General features: G+C 43.5%; 17 protein-coding genes and 1 tRNA gene. 15 read left to right on the forward strand and 3 right to left on the reverse strand.

Annotated elements, in window-relative coordinates; translation table 11 throughout:
• The first annotated feature begins 29 nt into the window (after positions 1-29).
• The 7 genes from gyrA to ACT3TU_RS05235 all read left to right on the forward strand — a co-directional run bounded on the left by gyrA (position 30) and on the right by ACT3TU_RS05235 (position 8,679).
• Complete coding sequence (gene gyrA, locus ACT3TU_RS05205; protein WP_192524099.1) at positions 30-2,849, forward strand: DNA gyrase subunit A; 2,820 nt, start codon at positions 30-32, stop codon at positions 2,847-2,849.
• Between the two features lie 108 nt (positions 2,850-2,957).
• Positions 2,958-4,028, forward strand: a complete 1,071-nt coding sequence (gene rarD, locus ACT3TU_RS05210; protein ID WP_192524100.1) for an EamA family transporter RarD — start codon at positions 2,958-2,960, stop codon at positions 4,026-4,028.
• Positions 4,029-4,124: 96 nt separating this feature from the next.
• Positions 4,125-4,826 (forward strand): IS1 family transposase, encoded by a 702-nt coding sequence (locus tag ACT3TU_RS05215; RefSeq protein ID WP_444752597.1) that lies wholly within the window; start codon positions 4,125-4,127, stop codon positions 4,824-4,826.
• Positions 4,827-5,127: 301 nt separating this feature from the next.
• Positions 5,128-6,198, forward strand: coding sequence for an EamA family transporter RarD (rarD, locus tag ACT3TU_RS05220; RefSeq protein WP_192529122.1), 1,071 nt, complete (start codon positions 5,128-5,130; stop codon positions 6,196-6,198).
• Positions 6,199-6,497: 299 nt separating this feature from the next.
• Positions 6,498-7,166 carry a glutathione S-transferase gene (locus tag ACT3TU_RS05225; RefSeq protein WP_192523307.1) on the forward strand — a complete coding sequence of 223 codons (669 nt, stop codon included), beginning with the start codon at positions 6,498-6,500 and terminating at the stop codon, positions 7,164-7,166.
• Between the two features lie 93 nt (positions 7,167-7,259).
• Positions 7,260-7,505, forward strand: coding sequence for a hypothetical protein (locus tag ACT3TU_RS05230; protein WP_192523306.1), 246 nt, complete (start codon positions 7,260-7,262; stop codon positions 7,503-7,505).
• A gap of 28 nt (positions 7,506-7,533) precedes the next feature.
• Positions 7,534-8,679: a ribonuclease Z gene (locus tag ACT3TU_RS05235; protein ID WP_192523305.1), complete on the forward strand. Its 1,146-nt coding sequence runs from the start codon at positions 7,534-7,536 to the stop codon at positions 8,677-8,679.
• Between the two features lie 36 nt (positions 8,680-8,715).
• On the opposite strand, the gene ACT3TU_RS05240 is transcribed toward ACT3TU_RS05235, so the two are convergent.
• On the reverse strand, positions 8,716-9,693 hold the full coding sequence (locus ACT3TU_RS05240) for an ATP-binding protein (RefSeq protein WP_192523304.1): 978 nt from the start codon (positions 9,691-9,693) through the stop codon (positions 8,716-8,718).
• A 189-nt stretch (positions 9,694-9,882) separates the two neighbouring features.
• On the opposite strand from ACT3TU_RS05240, the gene ACT3TU_RS05245 reads away from it, so the two are divergent.
• A complete protein-coding gene (locus tag ACT3TU_RS05245; protein WP_192523303.1) occupies positions 9,883-10,938 on the forward strand; it encodes a serine/threonine-protein kinase in 1,056 nt (351 codons plus the stop codon).
• A 6-nt stretch (positions 10,939-10,944) separates the two neighbouring features.
• Here the strand turns inward: ACT3TU_RS05245 and ACT3TU_RS05250 are convergent, their stop codons facing one another.
• Positions 10,945-11,457, reverse strand: coding sequence for a hypothetical protein (locus ACT3TU_RS05250; RefSeq protein WP_192523302.1), 513 nt, complete (start codon positions 11,455-11,457; stop codon positions 10,945-10,947).
• A gap of 175 nt (positions 11,458-11,632) precedes the next feature.
• A tRNA-Leu gene (locus ACT3TU_RS05255) sits at positions 11,633-11,717 on the reverse strand.
• A gap of 416 nt (positions 11,718-12,133) precedes the next feature.
• Between ACT3TU_RS05255 and rimO the strand changes: the two genes are divergently transcribed.
• From rimO to rseP, 7 genes are all read left to right on the forward strand, one after another.
• Positions 12,134-13,717, forward strand: coding sequence for a 30S ribosomal protein S12 methylthiotransferase RimO (gene rimO, locus ACT3TU_RS05260; RefSeq protein WP_192523301.1), 1,584 nt, complete (start codon positions 12,134-12,136; stop codon positions 13,715-13,717).
• 184 nt (positions 13,718-13,901) lie between these two features.
• Complete coding sequence (gene pyrH, locus ACT3TU_RS05265; protein ID WP_192523300.1) at positions 13,902-14,627, forward strand: UMP kinase; 726 nt, start codon at positions 13,902-13,904, stop codon at positions 14,625-14,627.
• Positions 14,628-14,735: 108 nt separating this feature from the next.
• Positions 14,736-15,290, forward strand: coding sequence for a ribosome recycling factor (frr, locus tag ACT3TU_RS05270; protein WP_192523299.1), 555 nt, complete (start codon positions 14,736-14,738; stop codon positions 15,288-15,290).
• Between the two features lie 221 nt (positions 15,291-15,511).
• Positions 15,512-16,276 (forward strand): polyprenyl diphosphate synthase, encoded by a 765-nt coding sequence (uppS, locus tag ACT3TU_RS05275; RefSeq protein WP_192529121.1) that lies wholly within the window; start codon positions 15,512-15,514, stop codon positions 16,274-16,276.
• A gap of 144 nt (positions 16,277-16,420) precedes the next feature.
• Complete coding sequence (locus tag ACT3TU_RS05280) at positions 16,421-17,230, forward strand: phosphatidate cytidylyltransferase (RefSeq protein ID WP_192523297.1); 810 nt, start codon at positions 16,421-16,423, stop codon at positions 17,228-17,230.
• A 289-nt stretch (positions 17,231-17,519) separates the two neighbouring features.
• Positions 17,520-18,728, forward strand: a complete 1,209-nt coding sequence (ispC, locus tag ACT3TU_RS05285) for a 1-deoxy-D-xylulose-5-phosphate reductoisomerase (RefSeq protein WP_192523296.1) — start codon at positions 17,520-17,522, stop codon at positions 18,726-18,728.
• 68 nt (positions 18,729-18,796) lie between these two features.
• Entirely contained in the window at positions 18,797-20,173 is a 1,377-nt protein-coding gene (gene rseP, locus ACT3TU_RS05290) for an RIP metalloprotease RseP (RefSeq protein ID WP_192523295.1), read from the forward strand.
• The last annotated feature ends 232 nt before the right edge of the window (positions 20,174-20,405 follow it).

The following is a 20,405-nucleotide window of genomic DNA, read 5'->3' on the forward strand; positions in this document are numbered from 1 at the left end:
AGAAAAACAATGTGAGTGAAGGAGTGTATATGAGCGAATCGGTCAGTCCTATTGGCATCGTAGATGAACTAAAGCAATCCTATTTGGATTATGCGATGAGCGTGATTGTTTCGCGTGCACTGCCTGATGTGCGTGATGGGTTCAAGCCTGTACACCGCCGTGTGATGTACGCCATGCACGTGCTGTCTAACGACTACAACAAACCCTATAAAAAGTCTGCACGTGTGGTCGGTGATGTCATCGGTAAATATCACCCACATGGTGATAGTGCGGTTTATGATGCGATCGTAAGGATGGCGCAGGATTTCAGTCTTCGTTATCCGATGGTTGACGGTCAGGGTAACTTTGGCTCAATCGATGATGATCCACCGGCAGCCATGCGTTATACCGAAGTACGTATGACCAAGCTCACCCACCAGATGCTTGCTGATTTAGACAAGGATACGGTCGACTGGGAAGACAACTACGATGGCTCTGAGCGTATGCCAAGCGTCATGCCAGCGCGTATTCCTAACTTATTAGTTAATGGTGCGACGGGTATTGCTGTTGGTATGGCGACCAATATGGCACCGCATAACCTCACCGAGGTGATTAATGCGTGCTTAGCTTATGCGGAGAACCCACAAGTCTCAGCCGAAGAGTTGATGACGCATATCTCAGGTCCTGACTTTCCTACAGGCGGCATTATTTATGGTCGTGCGGGTATTCTAGACGCTTATCGTACCGGTAAAGGTCGCTTGCATATACGTGGTCGCTACCATATCGAAGCTATGAGCGACACGGGTGTCAACCGTGATCGCGAGCGTATTGTCTTCACCGAAGTGCCTTATCAAGCCAATAAAGCCAAGCTGATTGAGCGTATTGCAGAATTGGTTCGTGATAAAAAAATCGAAGGTATTAGTGAGATTCGTGATGAGTCTGACAAAGACGGTATGCGCATCGCCATTGATTTACGTCGCGGCGAAACGGCGGAAGTGATTGTTAATAACTTGTTCCTACAAACCCCGCTCGAATCCAGCTTTAGTATCAATATGGTAGCGCTCGATAATGGCCAGCCAAAACTATTGACCTTGCGTCAATTGATTGCCGCTTTTGTCCGTCACCGTCAAGAAGTCGTCACCCGTCGTACTATTTATGAGCTTAATAAAGCCCGCGTACGTGGTCATTTGCTAGAAGGCTTGACCGTTGCATTGGCTAATATTGACGAGATTATCGCGACCATTAAAGCCTCTGCTAACCGCGGTTTGGCACGCGAAAGCTTGTTAAATAATACTTGGGGTTCAGGCAGCGTTGTGGCGATGCTAACCGCTGCTGGTAGCCAATCAGTGCGTCCTGACTTTATCGAAGGCGAAGACCCTAAAGCACCGTTTGGCTTAATTGATGGCTCAATTGAAGGCGAGCGCCGCTATCGTTTATCACTTGAACAGGTCAATGCAATTTTAGACATGCAGCTGCATCGCTTGACCGGTCTTGAGCAAGACAAACTGACCGAAGAATACCAAGACTTATTGCGTGAAATCGCTCATTTAGAATCTATTCTTGGTGATTTTGATAAGTTAATGACAATTATTTCAAACGAGATGTTTGAGATTCGTGATAATTTTGGCGATGAGCGCCGCACGGATATTATTGACTCGCGCATGGACTTCAACCGTGAAGACCTTATCCCAGAGCAGACCGTAGTCATGACTGTGTCGCGTACTGGCTACGCCAAGACTCAGCCGATCGATGATTATGTGGCGCAAAAACGTGGTGGTAAAGGCAAGTCGGCAACGGTGATGAAAGAAGACGATGTCATTGATCATTTAGTCGTCACGTCTACGCACTCGACCGTACTGTGCTTTACTGATAGTGGTCGCGTGTTTAGTCTACGTGGTTTTGAAGTACCGATTGCCAGTCGCGGTGCCCGTGGTCGTCCATTGGTTAACCTAATTGGCTTGAGCGGTGATGAAACCGTCACAACGATACTGCCAATTCCAAAAATAATAGAAGAGCTACCTACGAAAGGCGATATATCATTAGATGATGCGGCCGAAGAGTTAGAAGACAGCAATGTCGCTGAGCCACCTTTTGTATTCTTTGCGACTGCCAATGGTACCGTGAAGCGGGTAGAGCTTAAGCAATTTGCCAATATTCGCTCTAATGGCTTGATAGCTGTTGGCTTAGAAGAGGGTGATAAGTTGGTCAGCGCTCGTATCACCAATGGTAGCCAAGAGGTTATGCTATTTGCCTCAAGTGGCAAAGCCATTCGTTTTGATGAAAACGATGCGCGGGCGATGGGTCGTACCGCAAAAGGTGTTCGTGGTATGCGTTTGGCTAATGATGAGTTTATCAAATCATTGGTGGTTATCGAAGACGATGTACGTGAAATCCTAATCGCTTGCGAAAAAGGCTTTGGTAAACGTACCTTTATCGATGAATTCAATATCCAAAATCGTGGCGGTGGCGGTGTAATTGCTATTAAAACCAGTGAACGAAATGGTGCATTAGTGCGTGCCACTAAGGTTGATCCTGAAGACGATATTATCTTAATTTCAGACAAAGGTACGTTAGTGCGTACGCCCGTTGAGCATGTCGCCAGTTCTGGTCGTAATACTCAAGGTGTGACATTAATTCGTTTATCGAAAGATGAAAAGCTGGTTGCCATGGCGCGTGTTGAACACGAAGAAGGCGATGATGAAGCATTAATCGATGCAATGAAAGAAGACGGTACCTTTGAGGTAGAAGGTCAAGAGCAGGCAGATATTGATGCAACGACTGACAACACAGCAACCACTGATGTCAACGACGTTATCGATATTGCCAATGACCATACAGTAGACGTTGAAAACACCAACGATGACGAATAAATGTCTCAGTAGTTAGCTTTTGTTCTAGTTTTTGCTCGTTGTTCTAGAAAAAGCCTCTGACGTTATCGTCGGAGGCTTTTATTTTTTCTATTTTTTAAGGCTGTTGTTATGTCCACGACCAATCAAACCTTTCAAGGAACGTTAGCATCTGTATCATCGAGTTTTTTATTTTCGATGATGTTCTTGTTTGGGCTATTTATGTTGCCGTTGTCGGGTACGCAAGTAGCGTCGTGGCGTATATTAATGATGCTATTGAGTTTGTTATTATTGGTCAGCTTTACCAAACAATGGCAGCATGTTTTTGATTACTTAAAGACCCTAAAAACTGTAAAGGAGTGGCTAATTTTTATATTGCCCACGCCAATTTTGGGCGGGCAGATTTGGCTGTTTATGTGGGGACCGGTAAATGGTTTTGGTCTTGATGTCACTTTGGGCTATTTTTTATTGCCGCTGGTGATGATAGTGATTGGTCGCTTTTTTTACCACGAGCATATGAGCCGACTCCAGTGGGTGGCCGCGTCATTTGCAGCGTTAGGTATTGGCTATGATATTGTTCAATACGGCTCAATATCTTGGGTAACTTTGTTTGTCTGTTTGGGTTATCCGCCTTATTATCTATTGCGTCGCACGCTTTCTGTACCGCCCATCACAGGCTTGCTGTCTGATTTGACTTTGCTCACACCAGTCGTGCTTAGTATGCTGTATTTTAGCGGCGGCTTTAGTATGGCGGCACAGGATATTAAATTCTGGTATTTATTGCCGCTGCTTGGCGCGTTTAGCGCGTTGGCGATGTCGCTGACTATGGTTGCCAGTAGTAAGTTACCAGTGTCATTATTTGGTGTTTTGAGCTATGTCGAGCCTATGCTGCTGTTTGTATTATCCATTACCGTCCTGAAACAAAGCTTAGATGAGGGCGGTTCTCTATTTATGTATGGCATGGTGGCGTTGGCGTTATTCATCATGATTATGGATAGTATGAAGGGCTACCTTATTCGTCGTCGCGACAATCATCTGTATGGTTATGGAGAACCTCAAGTGGGCGGCTTTCCTCCACCTCGTCGTTTGATCAATCGCCGTATTGAGGGCGTATTGACGGCGCATCGTTTTCGTAAGATTCGGCGTTATCAAAAAAAGATGGATAGAATACAGCAAAAAATCGAGCAGCTTAATAGAAAGTAAACAGACCCTAATATAGTAAATTTGGTGGTGTGTCAGAAAGTATGCTGAAGAAATAAAGGAGGGTGACAGCCAAAGCAAGATGATATATTTGAGGTTATGAAGACACAAATAGATATCAGCTGCCCCGACTGTCACAGTCCCAGTTTAAAGAAAAACGGCATAAAAAGCTATGGCAAGCAGAACTACCAATGCAAGGACTGCAAACGTCAATTCATTGGTGACCATGCCTTAACTTATAAGGGCTGTCACTCTAAAATAGAAGACATCATACGGCTAATGACGGTGAGAGGTTGCGGTGTTAGAGACATAGCTATTATAGCCTCAGTCAGTATCGGTAAAGTATTGAGCACCATAGGCTCATCTGTTTATAAGATCGCGCCTAAGAAGAGCTACTATGAACGCTTAGAGGTTGATGAGTTTTGGACTTACGTGTATCGAAAAAAGCGTAAAGTTTGGCTTATTTATGCTTATGATCGCGCTACCAATGAGATTGTTGCTTATGTTTGGGGCAAACGTGACCTAAAAACGGCTAAGAAGCTAAGAGCACGTTTAAAGCAACTTAAAGTAAGCTACGGCTCTATTAGCATGGATAATTGGGACAGCTTTATAACGGCCTTTAAAGGTGATCACAAACAGGTTGGCAAACAGCATACCATAGGTATAGAGGGTAATAACTGTCGCCTTAGACACCGATTAAGACGAGCGGTTAGAAAGACTTGTTGCTTCTCAAAAAAGCTTGATAATCATTTTAAAGTGTTTGATTTGGTGTTCTTTTACATCAATTATGGCTACGTCTGATGCCAGCATACTTTTTAGAACACCACCGTAAATTTATGGTAAAAACGATACCGTACTATTGGCTATAAATTTTTTGCAACCTCTTACTTTACTACAATCGTATCGCTTTTATTTTGAACTGACTATAGAAGAACGACCCAGTTAAGTAGATGTATTGCTTATCTATTCTGACTTTGACATAATGCAGCCGATAAGATAAATAACATATCTTATGGATAAAAAGCCTTCGACGTTCGCGTCGGAGGCTTTTGTTTTTTTCTAAAATTGCCAAGTATGTGCGCTCATTTTTAAGGCTATGGTTATGCTTACCACCAATCAAACATCGCAGGGTACTATCGCTGCAGTGGCTGCAAACTTTTTATACTCTCTGCTATTCTTGTTTGGCCTATTGTTACAGCCGTTTTCAGGGACACAGGTAGCGTCATGGCGCGTGTTGATGATGCTATTTAGTTTGGTTTTATTGGTCAGCGTACTAAAGCAGTGGCAGCATATTTTTGATTATTTAAAAACCTTAAAGACGCCAAAAGAATGGTTGTTGTTTATATTGCCTACGCCGATTTTGGGCGCACAAATTTGGATATTTATGTGGGCACCGGTCAATGGCTTGGGTATCGAGGTGACGTTGGGTTACTTTTTATACCCCATGATTATGATTATGGTTGGTCGCTTTTTTTATAATGAAGACATGAGTTTATTGCAGTGGATTGCCACGATATGTGCAGGTTTAGGGATTGCTTATGATGTCTTTCAATATGGGACTATCTCTTGGGCGACGTTGTTTGTCTGTTTGGGTTATCCGCCTTATTACCTATTGCGCCGCAAACTGGCTGTGCCCCCAATCACTGGGTTGGTGTCGGATTTGGTTTTACTAACCCCGGTGGTGGTGATTGCGTTATATATGACTGGTGGTTTTGAGCTAGCAATAGCCACTGATAAGTTTTGGTATCTTTTGCCCTTATTGGGCATTATTAGTGCTGCTGCGATGTCACTCACGATGGTTGCCAGTCAAAAGCTGCCAGTCTCATTGTTTGGGACTTTATGCTACCTTGAGCCGATATTCTTGTTTGTATTTTCCATCACTATCTTGCATCAAAATATCGATGAAGGTGGCTCATTATTTATGTACGGCATGATTTTTGTTGCGCTGATGATTTTTGTTGCTGATAGTGCGCTTGGTTACTTGGCACGTAAACGTGATGACCGCTTGCATGGTTACAATGAGCCACAAGTGGGTAGCTTTCCGCCGCGCCGTCGTCTAAAGAATCGCCGTATCAAAGGCGTGTTAGCCGCGCATCGGTTTCGTAAAATTAAGAAGTATCAGCAAAAAATAGACAAAATGAGCCGAAAGATAGAGGTGTTGCACTCAAAATAATATATTTGACAACAACATATAGTGTGACTTGGCAGACATTTTTTCGCCACTATTCTACATAGCTTCTGTATTAAAGGGTCATTAATTACGCTATTATCAAGGGCTGTGCTGCCATGCTCAATAGAATGCAGTGAAGCATATATATAATATCATTGTTTATTTACACGATAACTAATACCATTCACAAAAATTAGAGTAGCAAGGAAAACGAGTGCAAGTGCTACGCGCTGTAGACTAAACGAGTTTGACACCGCTAATCGTACTTTTTGGGTTTGGTATAACTATAACTGAGACGGTTTATGTTACATCTTCATCATTTAGCAAACTCACGCTCGTTTCGTATTTTGTGGCTGTTAGAAGAGCTAAACGTCGATTATGAATTGACGTGCTACGAGCGCAATAAAGCGTATCGTGCGCCTGAAAGTTTAAAAAAAGTACATCCACTCGGTCATGCACCCATGCTAGAGGTGGACGATCGGGTACTGATAGAGTCAGGATTTATCATTGAGTATTTAATCAAACACTATGATAAACAGCAGCAATTCAAACCTGCTGATGATAATGAAGCGGCGTGGGAAGCCTACACCTTTTGGTTGCACTTCGCCGAAGCATCATTGATGCCGCCACTGGTCATGCGTTTGGTGTTCACAAAAGTCGTTGAGCAATCGCCCATGCTGATCAAGCCGGTGAGTAAAAAAATTCAAAGTCAGGTCGAAAAAAGCATGATTAGCAATAGCTTGGAAGCTATATTAAATATGATGGAGCAGCATCTGCAAGACAATCATTGGTTTGCAGGTAGCGACTTTAGTGCGGCTGATATTCAGATGCACCTCGCCGTCATAGGCGCTAACGCAGGTCCAGGGTTGGATAGCAGTAAATATACCAATATCTTAAATTGGCTCAAACGCTGCGAAGAGCGCGATGCCTTTAAGCGTGCAGAAAAAAAAGGTGGACGCGTAAAATTCTAAATGAGGCGTATTTAACCAACACGCCCTAATCGATTTGATATTAAAATAGAAGGTTTTGTTTATAATTAGACAAAACCTTTTTTAGGATAAAAAATGACAGACCTGAATAAACTAGATAATAGCAGTACCGATGTAGACCCTCAAATTAACGCGGCAGGAACAAATAACCAGCAGGTATCTGTGAAGGCCTGGTCACAAAAACTGCTGGTGGTTATTCTATGTGTAGCCAGCTTTTATGGTGGCTGGAAGTCTTATGAGTCTAATATGGTCAATGAATGTACTGCTAATGGTGGACAAATGGTTGAAGGGCAAAGAACGCTACTATGTCAATTATCATAGCGAGTTTGATCAACAGCAGAGGTAGGCCATGCTAAAGTTAACTTTTTTGGGCACCTCGGCAGGCGTGCCAACCAAACAGCGCAATGTGACGGCGCTGGCGATTGAATGCTTGAATCCTTATTTATCGGGTGCGTCGCAAAAAAGTAAGCAACAGAATAAAAAATCAGATAAAAACTCAAGTAAAAAAACGCGTCCGTGGCTATTGGTTGATTGCGGTGAAGGCACTCAGCAGCAATTATTGTATACCCATCTCTCTCTACACCAATTAACGGCTATCTGCATCACTCATGTCCATGGCGACCATTGTTATGGTTTGCCAGGGTTGCTAGCGAGCGCGGCAATGTCGGGACGCCGCAAGCCGTTGACCCTCATTGCGCCAAAATCGATTGCAACGCTGCTCGATGCTGTGATCTCGACCACCGAGTTGCACTTACCTTTTGCGGTTGATTTCATTGCTATAGAAGATGTGCTATCTGAGAAAAATAATGAAAGCCAGATAAGTCTCTATTTAAGTGACGAACATCAGCTTGATATCGATATCACAGCGTTGTCTCATCGGGTTGCTTCTCATGGTTTTGGCATCACGCAAACTATTAGCCGTCGCACACTTAATACCGATAAATTGGCAGCGGAGGGCGTTCCAGCAAATGTACTGTGGGGCAAGTTACAACAAGGTACAGATGTGGTGACAGAGGATGGTCGTCAGCTGTGCTCGGCAGACTATGTCGATAATGAGGTGCAACGTACAAGGATAGTGGTCGCTGGAGATAATGATACGCCAGAATGCCTAAGTGCTGCGGTAGTTGATGCGGACTTACTGGTGCATGAAGCCACCTATACCCATGACGTTTTACTAAAAATTCAGGCCAAAAACCCAGACTTTGATCCGATGCATAGTAGTGCGCAATTGATTGGCAAGTTTGCCCAAGACAGTGGAATCAAAAACCTCATTTTGACCCATTTTAGCGCCCGCTATCAAGGCTTTGACAACTCAAAAAGCCCCACGCCAAACATGGGTCATCTTCGGTTGGATGCGCAAAGTGCCTACAATGAAAATCTATGGTTGGCAGAAGACTTTGCCCAATATATGGTTAATGGTGCAGTGACAGATAGTGATGGCCAAACGAACAACCGCGTACAGTATTTAGGCTCTGCACGCGGTGATAAAAAGTGATTAAAAATAATTGAAAGTCATGTTGAAGCTTAAGCTCTAAGGTTGACTGTCTTCAGCCGCAAGCTTTGATTGCCCTATCCAGTAGCGGCTAAACTGATAGGCTACCCGTCCAGAACGCCCACCACGCTCCGATGCCCAGCGTAATGCAGCTGCTCTAATATCATCAGGTAGAGGGTCATTGTTTGCCGCAACAAGGTCATGATTGTTAAGATTATTTGTCGCATCTGAGGTTTGTTGTGGCTGAATAGATAAATAGTGGCGCACTATTTGTAAATAAGTGCTTTGGTCCATCGGATGAAACGATAACCATAAACCGAAACGGTCAGATAGTGATACCGTTTCATCAACGGTCTCATAAGGATTGACCTCGTCGGTCTGACCGTTATAAATATTAATATTGTCTTTCATAAACTGTGGCAACAAATGGCGGCGGTTACTGGTGGCATAGACCAATAGTTTATCTTGTTCTGAATCAAGTGAACCATCCAACACACTTTTTAGGGTCCGATAGCTCTCGTCCTGACCATTAAACGCCAAATCATCGCAGTACACTACATAATGGCAGCCACAATCCGCTGGCAGCGCATTAATTGCAGCGCGTATCTTATCAAGCACCCGTAGATCATCACGAGCAATTTCAATAATGCGCAGACCTTCGCTATGATAGGCTTGTAGTAGCGCGCGGATCAGTGATGATTTACCCGCGCCGCGTGTCCCTGTCATTAGTACATGGTTGGCTGGATAGCCTCTTAGAAACTGCCGCGTATTTTGTACCAGTTTTGATTTTTGCGTTTCGATACCGTGCAAGTCCTCTAGACTCAAAAACAGATTGACCGCCAATGGTTGCAGGTGTCCGTTATGACCACCGACCCAGCGATAGGCCAGTTGTGCAGGGTCAATATCAATAGTGGGGGTTACTTGCTCTTGTAAATATTGACTGAGCAAGTCTAATACATGGTCGGGTAGGGCGTAATGATTGGGCTGTGTAGATGATGAATTGGGTAGTTGCGACATAATGACTCTAACCGTTAAAGTGGCGTTTAACACTAAATCCAAAAAGTATGATTAACGTTATTAAATCTGCTAAGCCTAATAGATGTAGTGCTTGCACAGTTTTTTGCGTTATTCTGGTTTTTGGAGATGGTATAAATTGGGCGGTAGCAGTGTCACCGTACCATGAAAAACAGTATCGGGAAAAGTACCATGAAAAATAGTGCCAGTAATCTGTCTAATATACAAGCGTTACAGGCACATGCTCAGCAGCTATTGCCAATCATTACTCAAGCGTTGTCCGCACGATATTATACTGAGCTAGCCCACCAACGCCTTAGCCAGCAAAATAGTGGAAAAAATAGGGAGCAAAATCAGAATGCTAAAAGCTATGATATTAAAAATAATAATTATCAAGGTTTAACACGCGCGCAGCATCCACAGTTTGGTAATGTGATGATTAAATGGCAGTTAAGTGCTTTAAGTAATGTAAGTAAAGGTGGTGCCAGTCAAGACTCAGACAAGTTGGCTGATTTAACCGACGAAGCGGATGTTCTAAAATCTATAAATACTTCATCGAACCATCAAAATAATCTGATCGCACCGCTGCTATTAGATTATGAAAATATCACGCTTCAAATATTAGAGCCGTCTTTGCAGCTGATTATACTTGTCATGCCCTATTATCTTAATGGCAGCTTGGCAAGTCAGTTAAGCGCTCAAAAGCATCTGTTATTAACCGCTCAACAAAAACATCAATTTATCTTGCAAGCTGCTTATCTTATTCGTCGTTTGCATAAGATAGGCTGGTTACATAATGATATTAAGCCCAGTAATATTTTGCTCAAACGGACTTTAACGGATGGCACTAATTATAATAGAATAACGTCTGATTTGTTGTTAACTGATTTTGCTTTAGCGCAACGCTTTGATAGCGCTAGTAATTCAAATCCTGCGGGCACACCAGCATATCTTGCGCCCGAGCGTTGGCAAGGGCAGGGTGCAACGGTATCGAGCGATATTTATGCGTTTGGAATAATGCTGTATGAGATATTAGTGGGCAAGCGACCGTTTAGAGTGAGAGCGCAAAGTAGTCAGCCAATGCTTGATTGGGCGATTCAACATTGCCAACAGCCTGTGCCAAAATTGCCATCAGAATATGATCGCTATCAACACATTATCGATAAGGCATTGGCAAAATGGCTAGAGACGCGCTATCGAAGTATGGAGGAGGTTTTGAGGGATTTAACGTTGTTACAAAGCAGATAAAGCGTATTACTGATAGTCTTGATAGAGTGCTTCCACAGATTTATCATTAACGATGCTTTGACACTGAGCAAATTTCATATTGAAAGTCTCTCTTAATTCATTCATCTGATCTATATTGGTGTTGTCAGTACCAGAGTAATAACTCTTAGCGCTAATAGCATAGCGGCTCATTGTATCTAATGTTTCATCGCAAACCTCAAAAGGTGCGATAGTTGGCAGACGATTAACATTCACATTATCTATGATTCTATAAGTGTTGCTGATAGTGCTTGCTAATAGTTTGGTATCTTGGGTAGCAATCGCGCTTTCTATACCCGCTTTTAGAACGGTTAACTTTTCTAAAAGTATCTCTGCATCGTGGTGAAAGCCACTAAATTTATCCAAGCTCATCATAATCTTGGTATTCGAGTTTGTATCCAAGTCAGCTGAACTATCAGGTTTATATAGGTTGCGAAGACCCAAAAGACTGGCTGTCAATAGCAGCAGTAGACCTACCGTTAACCAAAATCCTTTATTCATCGTTTTAAACCAGTCATTTTTATACCTCTAATAATTGCTATCAGGCCTTTATCCATAATATAGGTCTTAGCTTTCTCTGTTTATTATGGATAAGTGTTTTACATAAACCTTAAACACAAAAAAACCTGCTCAGAGGCAGGTTTTGATATTTGGTCTAAGATGTACTATCCGAAAATGGTGGGGCTGGAGAGACTCGAACTCTCACACCTTGCGGCGCCAGAACCTAAATCTGGTGCGTCTACCAATTCCGCCACAGCCCCATTTTCGTTACTCTATCATTAACAGCAATGAAACTCAAATGCTATCTAGACAGTTAACTGATTCGGTAGTGCGTCTCAGTGGTTGGCTATTATATAGAGTTTGAATGATTTGGCAACCCCTATTTGCAATTAATTTTAATTTTTTAGCGATTATTTTTACTAAGAATTATAAATTATTGATATTAAAAGAATTTGCGTTTGTTCTCTGATGCAGAGATGTCTAAATGATGACACGCCCTAGCCAAAGTGTGTGTGCATATCATTAATATAGGCATCAATATTGACTATGCCTAGGAGAAAGGAATACTCGATATAATATTTAACCATAAATCAACACTATAGGGCGGCAAAACTGGTGATTATCACAAAAAAAACGTACAATGCGCACAGCCAATTTATCTCTAGCAAGGTCAGCCATGCCCAAAACTTCTACCGAGTCCGTTAATCCGACTGTTACTACCTCACAGCCAGTTCCTAACACCCCAAAGGACACTGCTACTATCTTCAATCCTGCCAAGCCGACAGCAACGCCCGCGCAGCGCTCAACAGATAGCAGTGACCCTTACCACCATAAAGCCAATCACAATCAAAACCGTAGTATCGAACAAAGTAGTCAGGTGACTTCAACTACTTCAGCGACTATAAATGCGCCCGTCAACACAGCGCCTAAGATTGGTTTTGTATCGCTTGGTTGCCCAAAAGCATTAGTAGATAGTGAGCGTATTATTACGGAATTGAGCCGTGATGGCTATCAGGTTGCCAGTGATTATGATGGCGCAGACCTAGTCGTGGTTAATACTTGCGGCTTTATTGAGTCAGCAGTACAAGAGTCGCTCGATGCCATCGGTGAGGCCATTAGTAAAAACGGTAAAGTCATCGTAACGGGTTGCTTGGGTAAAGAAGCGGAAAAAATCCGTACCATGCATCCAGCGGTGCTAGCTGTGACTGGTGCTCATGCTTATGATGAAGTGATTACCGCAGTTTCACAGCATGTGCCGCGCCCCAATAAGGCACAGGACAAAGACTATAATCCTAAAATTGATTTGATTAATGAAGCGGGCATTAAATTAACGCCCAGTCATTATGCCTATCTAAAAATATCTGAAGGTTGTAACCATCGCTGTACTTTCTGCATTATTCCAAGCCTACGCGGTGATTTAGTATCGCGTCCGATTGATAGTGTCATGAATGAAGCACTGGCGCTCAAAAAGGCGGGGGTGAAAGAGTTACTTATTATCTCGCAAGACACTTCTGCGTATGGTTTGGATTTAAAGTACAAGACCAGCTTTTGGAATGGTATGCCGCTCAAATCCAAGTTTTATGATATGTGTAAAGCGTTGAATGATTTGGGTATTTGGGTGCGTCTGCATTACGTCTATCCGTATCCGCATGTGGATAAAGTCGTTGAGCTTATGGGCGAGAAGAAGCTGTTACCTTATTTGGATATTCCGTTCCAACATGCCAGTCATCGCATCTTAAAAGCCATGAAACGCCCAGCACATAGCGAGAACACGCTAGCTCGTATCAAGGCGTGGCGTGAGATTTGTCCTGATATCGTCATTCGCTCCACCTTTGTCGTTGGCTTCCCTGGTGAGACCGAAGAAGACTTTCAAGTCTTGCTTGACTGGTTAGTCGAAGCAGGCCTTGACCGCGTTGGTGCCTTTACCTATTCGGAAGTCGAAGGCGCGGTCGCCAATGATTTGCCAAATCCTGTGCCTGAAAATATCAAGCAAGAACGCTACGAGCGTTTTATGAGCGTACAGCAAGAGATTTCTGCGCAAAAACTACAAGAAAAAATTGGCAAAACCTTAATGGTATTGGTCGATGAAATTGATAGTGAGGAAGGCATCGCTATTTGTCGTAGCTACGCTGACGCGCCTGAGATTGATGGTCATGTCTATGTCGATGAGATTGACGGCCACGTCAAAGTAGGGCAATTCTTAACGGTTACTATTGATGATGCTAGCGAATATGACTTATTTGCTAGTTATCAAGGTTAAAAAGCAAACCTATTATCTCAAGTGAAAATTGCCCAACAGCGGGCAGTTTTTGCTACAATTAGCGCAATTTAGCCTTTTTACATGCCTACCACTGAGTATGACGCTGTAGGCGAATCCAAAGGCAAATTCTATTTGTGTTTTATCGATAACTTTAATTATAATTTAATGCTAACAAGGTGACCCCATGTCTGACAAAAACCCAAGTTATTCTCGTATCTTGCTAAAACTCTCTGGCGAAGCCTTAGCGGGTGGCAAAGACATGGGTATTGATACCGAAGTACTCGATAAAATGAGTTTGTCTATTGCTCATTTACGCGGACTTGGTGTACAAGTCGGTATCGTCGTCGGCGGCGGTAACTTATATCGCGGTGCTCAGCTACAAAAAGAAGGCTTGGTTGGTCGCGTCACAGGCGATCAAATGGGTATGCTAGCCACTGTTATGAATGGTCTGGCAATGCGTGACGCCCTTGAGCGTCGCAATATCAAAACCCGTTTGATGTCAGCGTTGCCCATTGGTGAGGTAACTGAAAGCTATAGCAGCCGTAATGCGATTCGTTATCTTAAAAACGGCGAAGTGTGTATCTTTGTCGCTGGTACAGGCAATCCTTTCTTTACCACTGATACGGCTGCTTGCTTACGCGGTATCGAAATCGAAGCGGGCTTAATCTTAAAAGCCACCAAAGTTGATGGTGTCTATGATAAAGACCCAAGCCTACATGCTGATGCGGTCAAATATGATGGTTTGACCTTTGATGAGGTATTAGAGCAGAAGCTCGGGGTCATGGATTTAACCGCTATTGCGCTATGCCGTGAGCACAATGTACCGTTACAAGTTTTTGATATGACCAAGCCTAACGCCTTATTGAATGTGATTATGGGCGAAAATGAAGGCACACGCGTTTATCATTAATTTTTATTGCTACGTCAGCCCTGAATGTGGCTGAATAAACAACCAATAATGAATACCTATATAATTAACAATGAATGATTTGTCGACAGCGATAAATAAGGATACCTAATGATTAAAGAGATTAAGCAAGACGGCGAAGCGCGCATGCAAAAAACCTTAGAAGCGCTTGAGAGTACTTTTAGTAAAGTCCGTACTGGGCGAGCGCATCCAGGTATGTTGTCAGGCGTGATGGTCAGCTACTACGGTTCTGATACCCCACTAAACCAAGTAGCCAGCGTCAACGTTGAAGACTCGCGTACCTTACTTGTGCAGCCGTTTGACCGCACCATGGTACAAGCGATTGATAAAGCGATTCGCGAAGCAGATTTGGGTCTGAACCCAATGTCAGCTGATGTGATTCGTGTGCCGATGCCAGCGTTGACAGAAGAAACCCGAAAAGATATGCAAAAATTGGCACGTGGCGAGGCAGAAAACAGCCGTGTTTCTATTCGTAATATTCGCCGTGATATGATGAACGATATTAAAGACTTGGCAAAAGAAAAAGAAATATCAGAAGATGATGAGCGCCGTGCCAGTGATGATATTCAAAAAATTACCGATAAGTTTATTGAGACCATTGATAGCCGCTTAAGTAAAAAAGAAAGCGATTTAATGGAAGTATAAACATCAGTTTTTTTGTCATTTAGACCGACAAAATATTGGTAATACCGCCAAAACTAAGCAGCCAATGCACCGGCTGCTTAGTTTTGTGTAGATTGCTGTCATAATATGGTCAAGGTCAAATGACTGAATTGTGATAAGTTTATGAATTGTCTGTATTGTCCTTTTTAACCGCTATCGCACGCGTTATTATTATCTCACCTCAACAATAAGCAAGTTCGCCTATGTCCCCGTCAACGTCAACCGCTTCGATTTCTGCTATTCTTCCCCGTCATATTGCTATCATCATGGATGGCAATAATCGCTATGGTAAAGCCAATAAACTGGGTGCTGGTCAAGGGCATGTGGCAGGCAAAGATGCGCTAGACCCGATTGTCGAATACTGTGTTAGGGTCGGAATTGAAGTCTTAACGGTATTTGCCTTTTCTAGTGAAAACTGGCAACGCCCACCAAATGAGGTGGCGTTATTGATGCACCTATTAAGCTTAACCATTCATGAGCAAATGCCTCGTATGCAGAAGCACCGTATTCGTCTGCGTTTCATTGGTGATCGCAGTCAGCTGAGCGATGATTTGCAGGCATTAATGGCAGACGCTGAAGCAAAAACGGCAAATTTTGAAGCCATGACATTGGTCATTGCGATCAGTTATGGCGGCCAATGGGATATCGCCCATGCCGCAAAGCAGCTGGCACAGCAAGTGCAGCTAGGCCAGCTATCAGTGGAAGATATCGATAAACAGAGCCTCAGTAAGTATGTGCAATTGGCGGATGCGCCCGAAGTGGATATGCTAATACGTACAGGTGGCGAATATCGTCTTTCTAACTTTTTATTGTGGCAATCGGCGTATGCCGAGCTATTTTTTACCCAAACACTGTGGCCAAACTTTGCAGCGGATGAGTTAGCAGCGATGGTGGCAGAATTCGCCCGACGACAACGCCGCTTTGGCAAAACCAGCGAACAGGTAGTGACAGAGCAGAAAATGCATTAAGAAACTTGCTGGTGACACAATAAACCGTCTTAATTGGCTATATTGAACGTTCACGAATACGCACTGTTAGTGGGCTATTGTAGATTAACTGCTATAATGCGTTTTTAATCAGGCATTTTTCATTATTAATAAGGCTCAATAAGTATGTGGCAACGAATTAAGACGGCAATTGTTCTCGTTATTATCGTTGGTATTGCAATGTTTGCGAGCCAAACCCCTATTTTATTTGCGCCGCTGTTAGCGGTTGGGGTGATTATCGCTGCTCATGAATGGACCAAGCTGATGCCGAAGTGGCGCCAGCCTGTTTTATTTGTAGTACTGGTCTTGGTGCTGACCTTAGTATCGCTCATATTTAAAGTCACTTGGCTGTTTTGGTGGGTGGCTTCACTGGCTATATGGCTAATGGCCTTGTCTTGGGTCAGAGTTTTCCCCACGCATACTAATTGGTATGGCAAGAAGCTGGCATTGATGGGCGCTGTGATATTAACCGCCTCTATTACCGCTATGTTTTATTTGTGGCAACTGTCAGCATGGTGGTTGCTCTATGTGTTCTTATTAGTCTGGTGCGCGGATAGTGGCGCTTATTTTGTGGGTCGCAAGCTTGGTCGCCGCAAGATGGCACCCAATGTCTCACCTAATAAGAGTATGGAGGGACTGGCGGGTGGGCTCGTCACAGGTTTGCTGGTAGTGATTGCAATCAGTGTCTTTAAATTACAGTTAACTGGCGTGCCACTTATTGCTTTTGTGGCGTTATCCGCAATAACGATTTTAGCATCTGTTCTTGGTGATTTGTTTGAGTCAATGCTTAAACGCCGCGCCGATGTCAAAGATTCAGGAACCATTTTACCGGGTCATGGCGGAGTGCTTGATCGTATCGACTCGCTATTATCTGCCACACCGATATTTGCGCTTGGGTTTTGGGCGATACAGCAGCTAGGTTTGATCGTGGTGTAGTCCGTTCGCTGTAAAGATTTTATAGCGAGGCGGATGGCGGTTTTTCCGCCTCTGTCGATGTAAGCACAGCACGCAAATTTTTTTTCAGTCTTTCATAGAGGCAAAATAGGTAATAGCCTTATTTAGCCTCTACAAGATAAAGCTATAAGGGTAAGATCGCTTATTTTTTTATATAATAGTATTTATAGTAGCAATGGCTTTTATGTTTTTTGCGGCTTACTCTTACTTTTTTCTTTAGTTTTTTATACGAGTGCTGTTTTTTACAGTACCATTCATAGGTAAGGCACCGATGGTTATGACGCAACGTATCGCCGTACTAGGCGCGACAGGTTCGATTGGCGATAGCACGTTAGCAATTCTAGCGGCACAACCACAGCACTACGAAGTTTATGCTTTATCAGGCTACCAGCATTTAGATAAGTTACTGGCGCTTTGCAAACAGTTTTTACCCAAACGCGTCAGTGTACCGACAGCAGCGGTCGATGATTTTGCCCAGCGCCTTGGTGCGGCTGGTCTGGATATCGATGTGGTAGGCGGCGCAGAAGGGTTGGTAGATATTGCCACTGACTCGCAAACTGATACGGTCGTTGCCGCTATTGTGGGCGCGGCAGGGCTGCCTTCTACCTTAGCAGCAGCGCGTGCAGGTAAGCGTATTCTACTGGCCAATAAAGAAGCCCTGGTGATGGCAGGGAAAGTGATGATTAATGCGGTCAAAACGCATCATGCTACCTTGCTACCGCTCGACTCTGAGCACAACGCTATTTTTCAGTGTTTGCCGTTCTCTATTCAACAAGACCACAGTCAAATTCATGAGCTAAGCCATGGCGTACGCAAGCTGTGGTTGACCGCGTCTGGTGGACCATTTTTGCAAAAATCATTTGCACAGATGCAGCAAGCGAGTGTCACTGAAGCGGTCAAACACCCAAACTGGTCGATGGGACAAAAAATATCAGTCGACTCGGCAACGATGATGAATAAAGGGCTTGAGCTGATAGAAGCGTGTCATTTATTTGACTTGCCTGAAAATAAAATAAATGTGGTTATTCATCCGCAAAGTATCATTCACTCAATGGTAGAATATAGCGATGGTAGCTTTTTAGCGCAGCTGGGCAGTCCAGATATGAAAACCCCCATTGCCCATGCGCTCAGCTACCCCAATCGTATCGATAGTGGCTCACAGCCATTAGATTTATTTGCGCTAAGTGCTTTGGAATTTGTTGAACCAGATCTGCAAAAATTTGCCTGCTTAAGCCTTGCTCGGCAAGCGATGCAAGCGGGCACGCAAGCGACGATTGTATTAAATGCAGCCAATGAGATTGCCGTTTCTGCATTTTTAGAAGGTCATATTCGCCTGACTGATATTGCTGATATTAATGAGCAAGCCTTAAATGATATACAGCTACCACCGTTAAGTGACACTGCTGATATAGAAGATATTCTAGCGATTGATAAAATAGCACGCCATCTTACTGACAAGCTTGTAGCAAAATTAGCGTAATAGCTCTTAATAATATTGAGAACCAGTTCATTGATAAAAGCTGTTAAGAAAAATACTGAGAGACAATCATGACATTTTTATTAACGCTGCTTGCGGCAATATTTGTCTTAGGGCCGCTCATTGCTTTGCACGAGTGGGGTCATTACATTGTGGCGCGTCTTTGCGGCGTTAAAGTACTGACGTATTCTATTGGCTTTGGTCCTAAAATGTTTGGTTGGACCAGTAAAAAAAGTGGCATTGACTATCGACTTTCCGCCTTACCACTGGGTGGTTATGTCAAAATGCTCGATGAGCGTGAAGGCGAAGTCGCAAAAGATGAGCAACACTTGGCGTTCAATCGTCAGCATCCGCTCAAGAAAATAGCGATCGTCGCGGCTGGCCCGATCATGAACTTTGTGATTGCGATTGTGCTATTTTGGGTGTTGTTCATGACCCCGTCAGAACAGTTAGCGACCAATATTGGGCAAGTATTGCCTGATACCCCTGCCGCGATGGCACAGTTGCCTGTTGGCGATAAAATTATTGCCATTGATGGTCATGACGTACAGACTTGGGAAGGTATCAACTATCGTCTCGCTGGGCGTATGGGTGAGACAGATAATGTCAGTGTCACGCTGCAGTCAAACGCACAAACCAATAGTTCGACTAAAACCTACCAAGCACCTGTCACAGAGTTTATGCAAGGTACAGCACAAGGTAAAGATGCATTAACCAGTTTTGGCATGATACCGTGGCAGCCGAATATTGAACCGATAATCGGTGATTTAACCCCTGAGGGCGCCGCCAGTCGTCAAGGTTTAAAAGTTGGTGACCGGATTACTGCCATTAATGGCAAAGAAATCAAAGATTGGATTAGTGCCACGCGTATTATCCGCGATAGCCCTGAAACGCTGCTTGATTTTACGGTATTGCGTGATGATAAATCTGTGCAATTACAGATTATGCCGCAAGGTAAAAAAGACAATTTGGGTAACGATTATGGACAAATTGGTGCTATGGTGGCACAGTCTGAAATTGTTATTCCGGATGAATACAAGACGACGGTGGTTTATGGTCCTGGCGAGTCGCTGGTCAAGTCGTTTGAGAAGACCGAACAGTTGGCAGTCATGACCGTCAGCTCGATGGGCAAGATGCTGTCAGGCATGATTGGTTTGGACAATTTGTCCGGCCCGATTACCATTGCTAAAGTTGCTAAGCAAAGTTTTGATATCAGTTGGCAAATGGTGCTATCGACGGCAGCGTTGATTAGTTTGAGCCTTGCTGTACTAAATCTTTTGCCCATTCCGGTATTAGATGGTGGTCATATAGTATATTATCTTATTGAGCTGATTCGCGGTAAGCCACTCTCAGAAGGGGTGCAAATGATTGGGTTAAATATCGGTTTACTCTTGCTGGCAGGTTTCATGGTGTTAGCAATTGGTAATGATATCAGTCGGCTTTTTTGAGTAAATAATAGATAATATGGCCGATAAGGCACGAGATACTAATGGTTTTGCGCCCATCATGCGCTGATCATTACCATGATAGATGGGCTACTTTGTATCATGGCCTCTGTACTAATCGTAATTTTTAGTTTATTTTGTGATGCATTTTATATAAAGTGTTCTGAGTTTCCCGCGCGTAGTTTATGACTTTACGCGATATGGTCGAGACAATATGTGCTTTTCAACTTAACTT

Origin of the sequence: Psychrobacter sp. AOP3-A1-26 (assembly GCF_052378235.1) — a bacterium.
In the GTDB taxonomy this organism is placed as follows: Bacteria; Pseudomonadota; Gammaproteobacteria; order Pseudomonadales; family Moraxellaceae; genus Psychrobacter.

What these genes read in the sequence shown, in the direction of transcription:
- uppS (WP_192529121.1), top strand. Translation starts at nt 15,512, where the DNA reads ATGTCCCCGTCAACGTCAACCGCTTCGATTTCTGCTATTCTTCCCCGT.
- rarD (WP_192529122.1), top strand. Translation starts at nt 5,128, where the DNA reads ATGCTTACCACCAATCAAACATCGCAGGGTACTATCGCTGCAGTGGCT.
- ACT3TU_RS05280 (WP_192523297.1), top strand. Translation starts at nt 16,421, where the DNA reads ATGTGGCAACGAATTAAGACGGCAATTGTTCTCGTTATTATCGTTGGT.
- frr (WP_192523299.1), top strand. Translation starts at nt 14,736, where the DNA reads ATGATTAAAGAGATTAAGCAAGACGGCGAAGCGCGCATGCAAAAAACC.
- rarD (WP_192524100.1), top strand. Translation starts at nt 2,958, where the DNA reads ATGTCCACGACCAATCAAACCTTTCAAGGAACGTTAGCATCTGTATCA.
- ACT3TU_RS05230 (WP_192523306.1), top strand. Translation starts at nt 7,260, where the DNA reads ATGACAGACCTGAATAAACTAGATAATAGCAGTACCGATGTAGACCCT.
- ACT3TU_RS05245 (WP_192523303.1), top strand. Translation starts at nt 9,883, where the DNA reads ATGAAAAATAGTGCCAGTAATCTGTCTAATATACAAGCGTTACAGGCA.
- pyrH (WP_192523300.1), top strand. Translation starts at nt 13,902, where the DNA reads ATGTCTGACAAAAACCCAAGTTATTCTCGTATCTTGCTAAAACTCTCT.
- ACT3TU_RS05215 (WP_444752597.1), top strand. Translation starts at nt 4,125, where the DNA reads ATGAAGACACAAATAGATATCAGCTGCCCCGACTGTCACAGTCCCAGT.
- ispC (WP_192523296.1), top strand. Translation starts at nt 17,520, where the DNA reads ATGGTTATGACGCAACGTATCGCCGTACTAGGCGCGACAGGTTCGATT.
- ACT3TU_RS05250 (WP_192523302.1), bottom strand. Translation starts at nt 11,457, where the DNA reads ATGAATAAAGGATTTTGGTTAACGGTAGGTCTACTGCTGCTATTGACA.
- ACT3TU_RS05235 (WP_192523305.1), top strand. Translation starts at nt 7,534, where the DNA reads ATGCTAAAGTTAACTTTTTTGGGCACCTCGGCAGGCGTGCCAACCAAA.
- rimO (WP_192523301.1), top strand. Translation starts at nt 12,134, where the DNA reads ATGCCCAAAACTTCTACCGAGTCCGTTAATCCGACTGTTACTACCTCA.
- rseP (WP_192523295.1), top strand. Translation starts at nt 18,797, where the DNA reads ATGACATTTTTATTAACGCTGCTTGCGGCAATATTTGTCTTAGGGCCG.
- ACT3TU_RS05240 (WP_192523304.1), bottom strand. Translation starts at nt 9,693, where the DNA reads ATGTCGCAACTACCCAATTCATCATCTACACAGCCCAATCATTACGCC.
- ACT3TU_RS05225 (WP_192523307.1), top strand. Translation starts at nt 6,498, where the DNA reads ATGTTACATCTTCATCATTTAGCAAACTCACGCTCGTTTCGTATTTTG.
- gyrA (WP_192524099.1), top strand. Translation starts at nt 30, where the DNA reads ATGAGCGAATCGGTCAGTCCTATTGGCATCGTAGATGAACTAAAGCAA.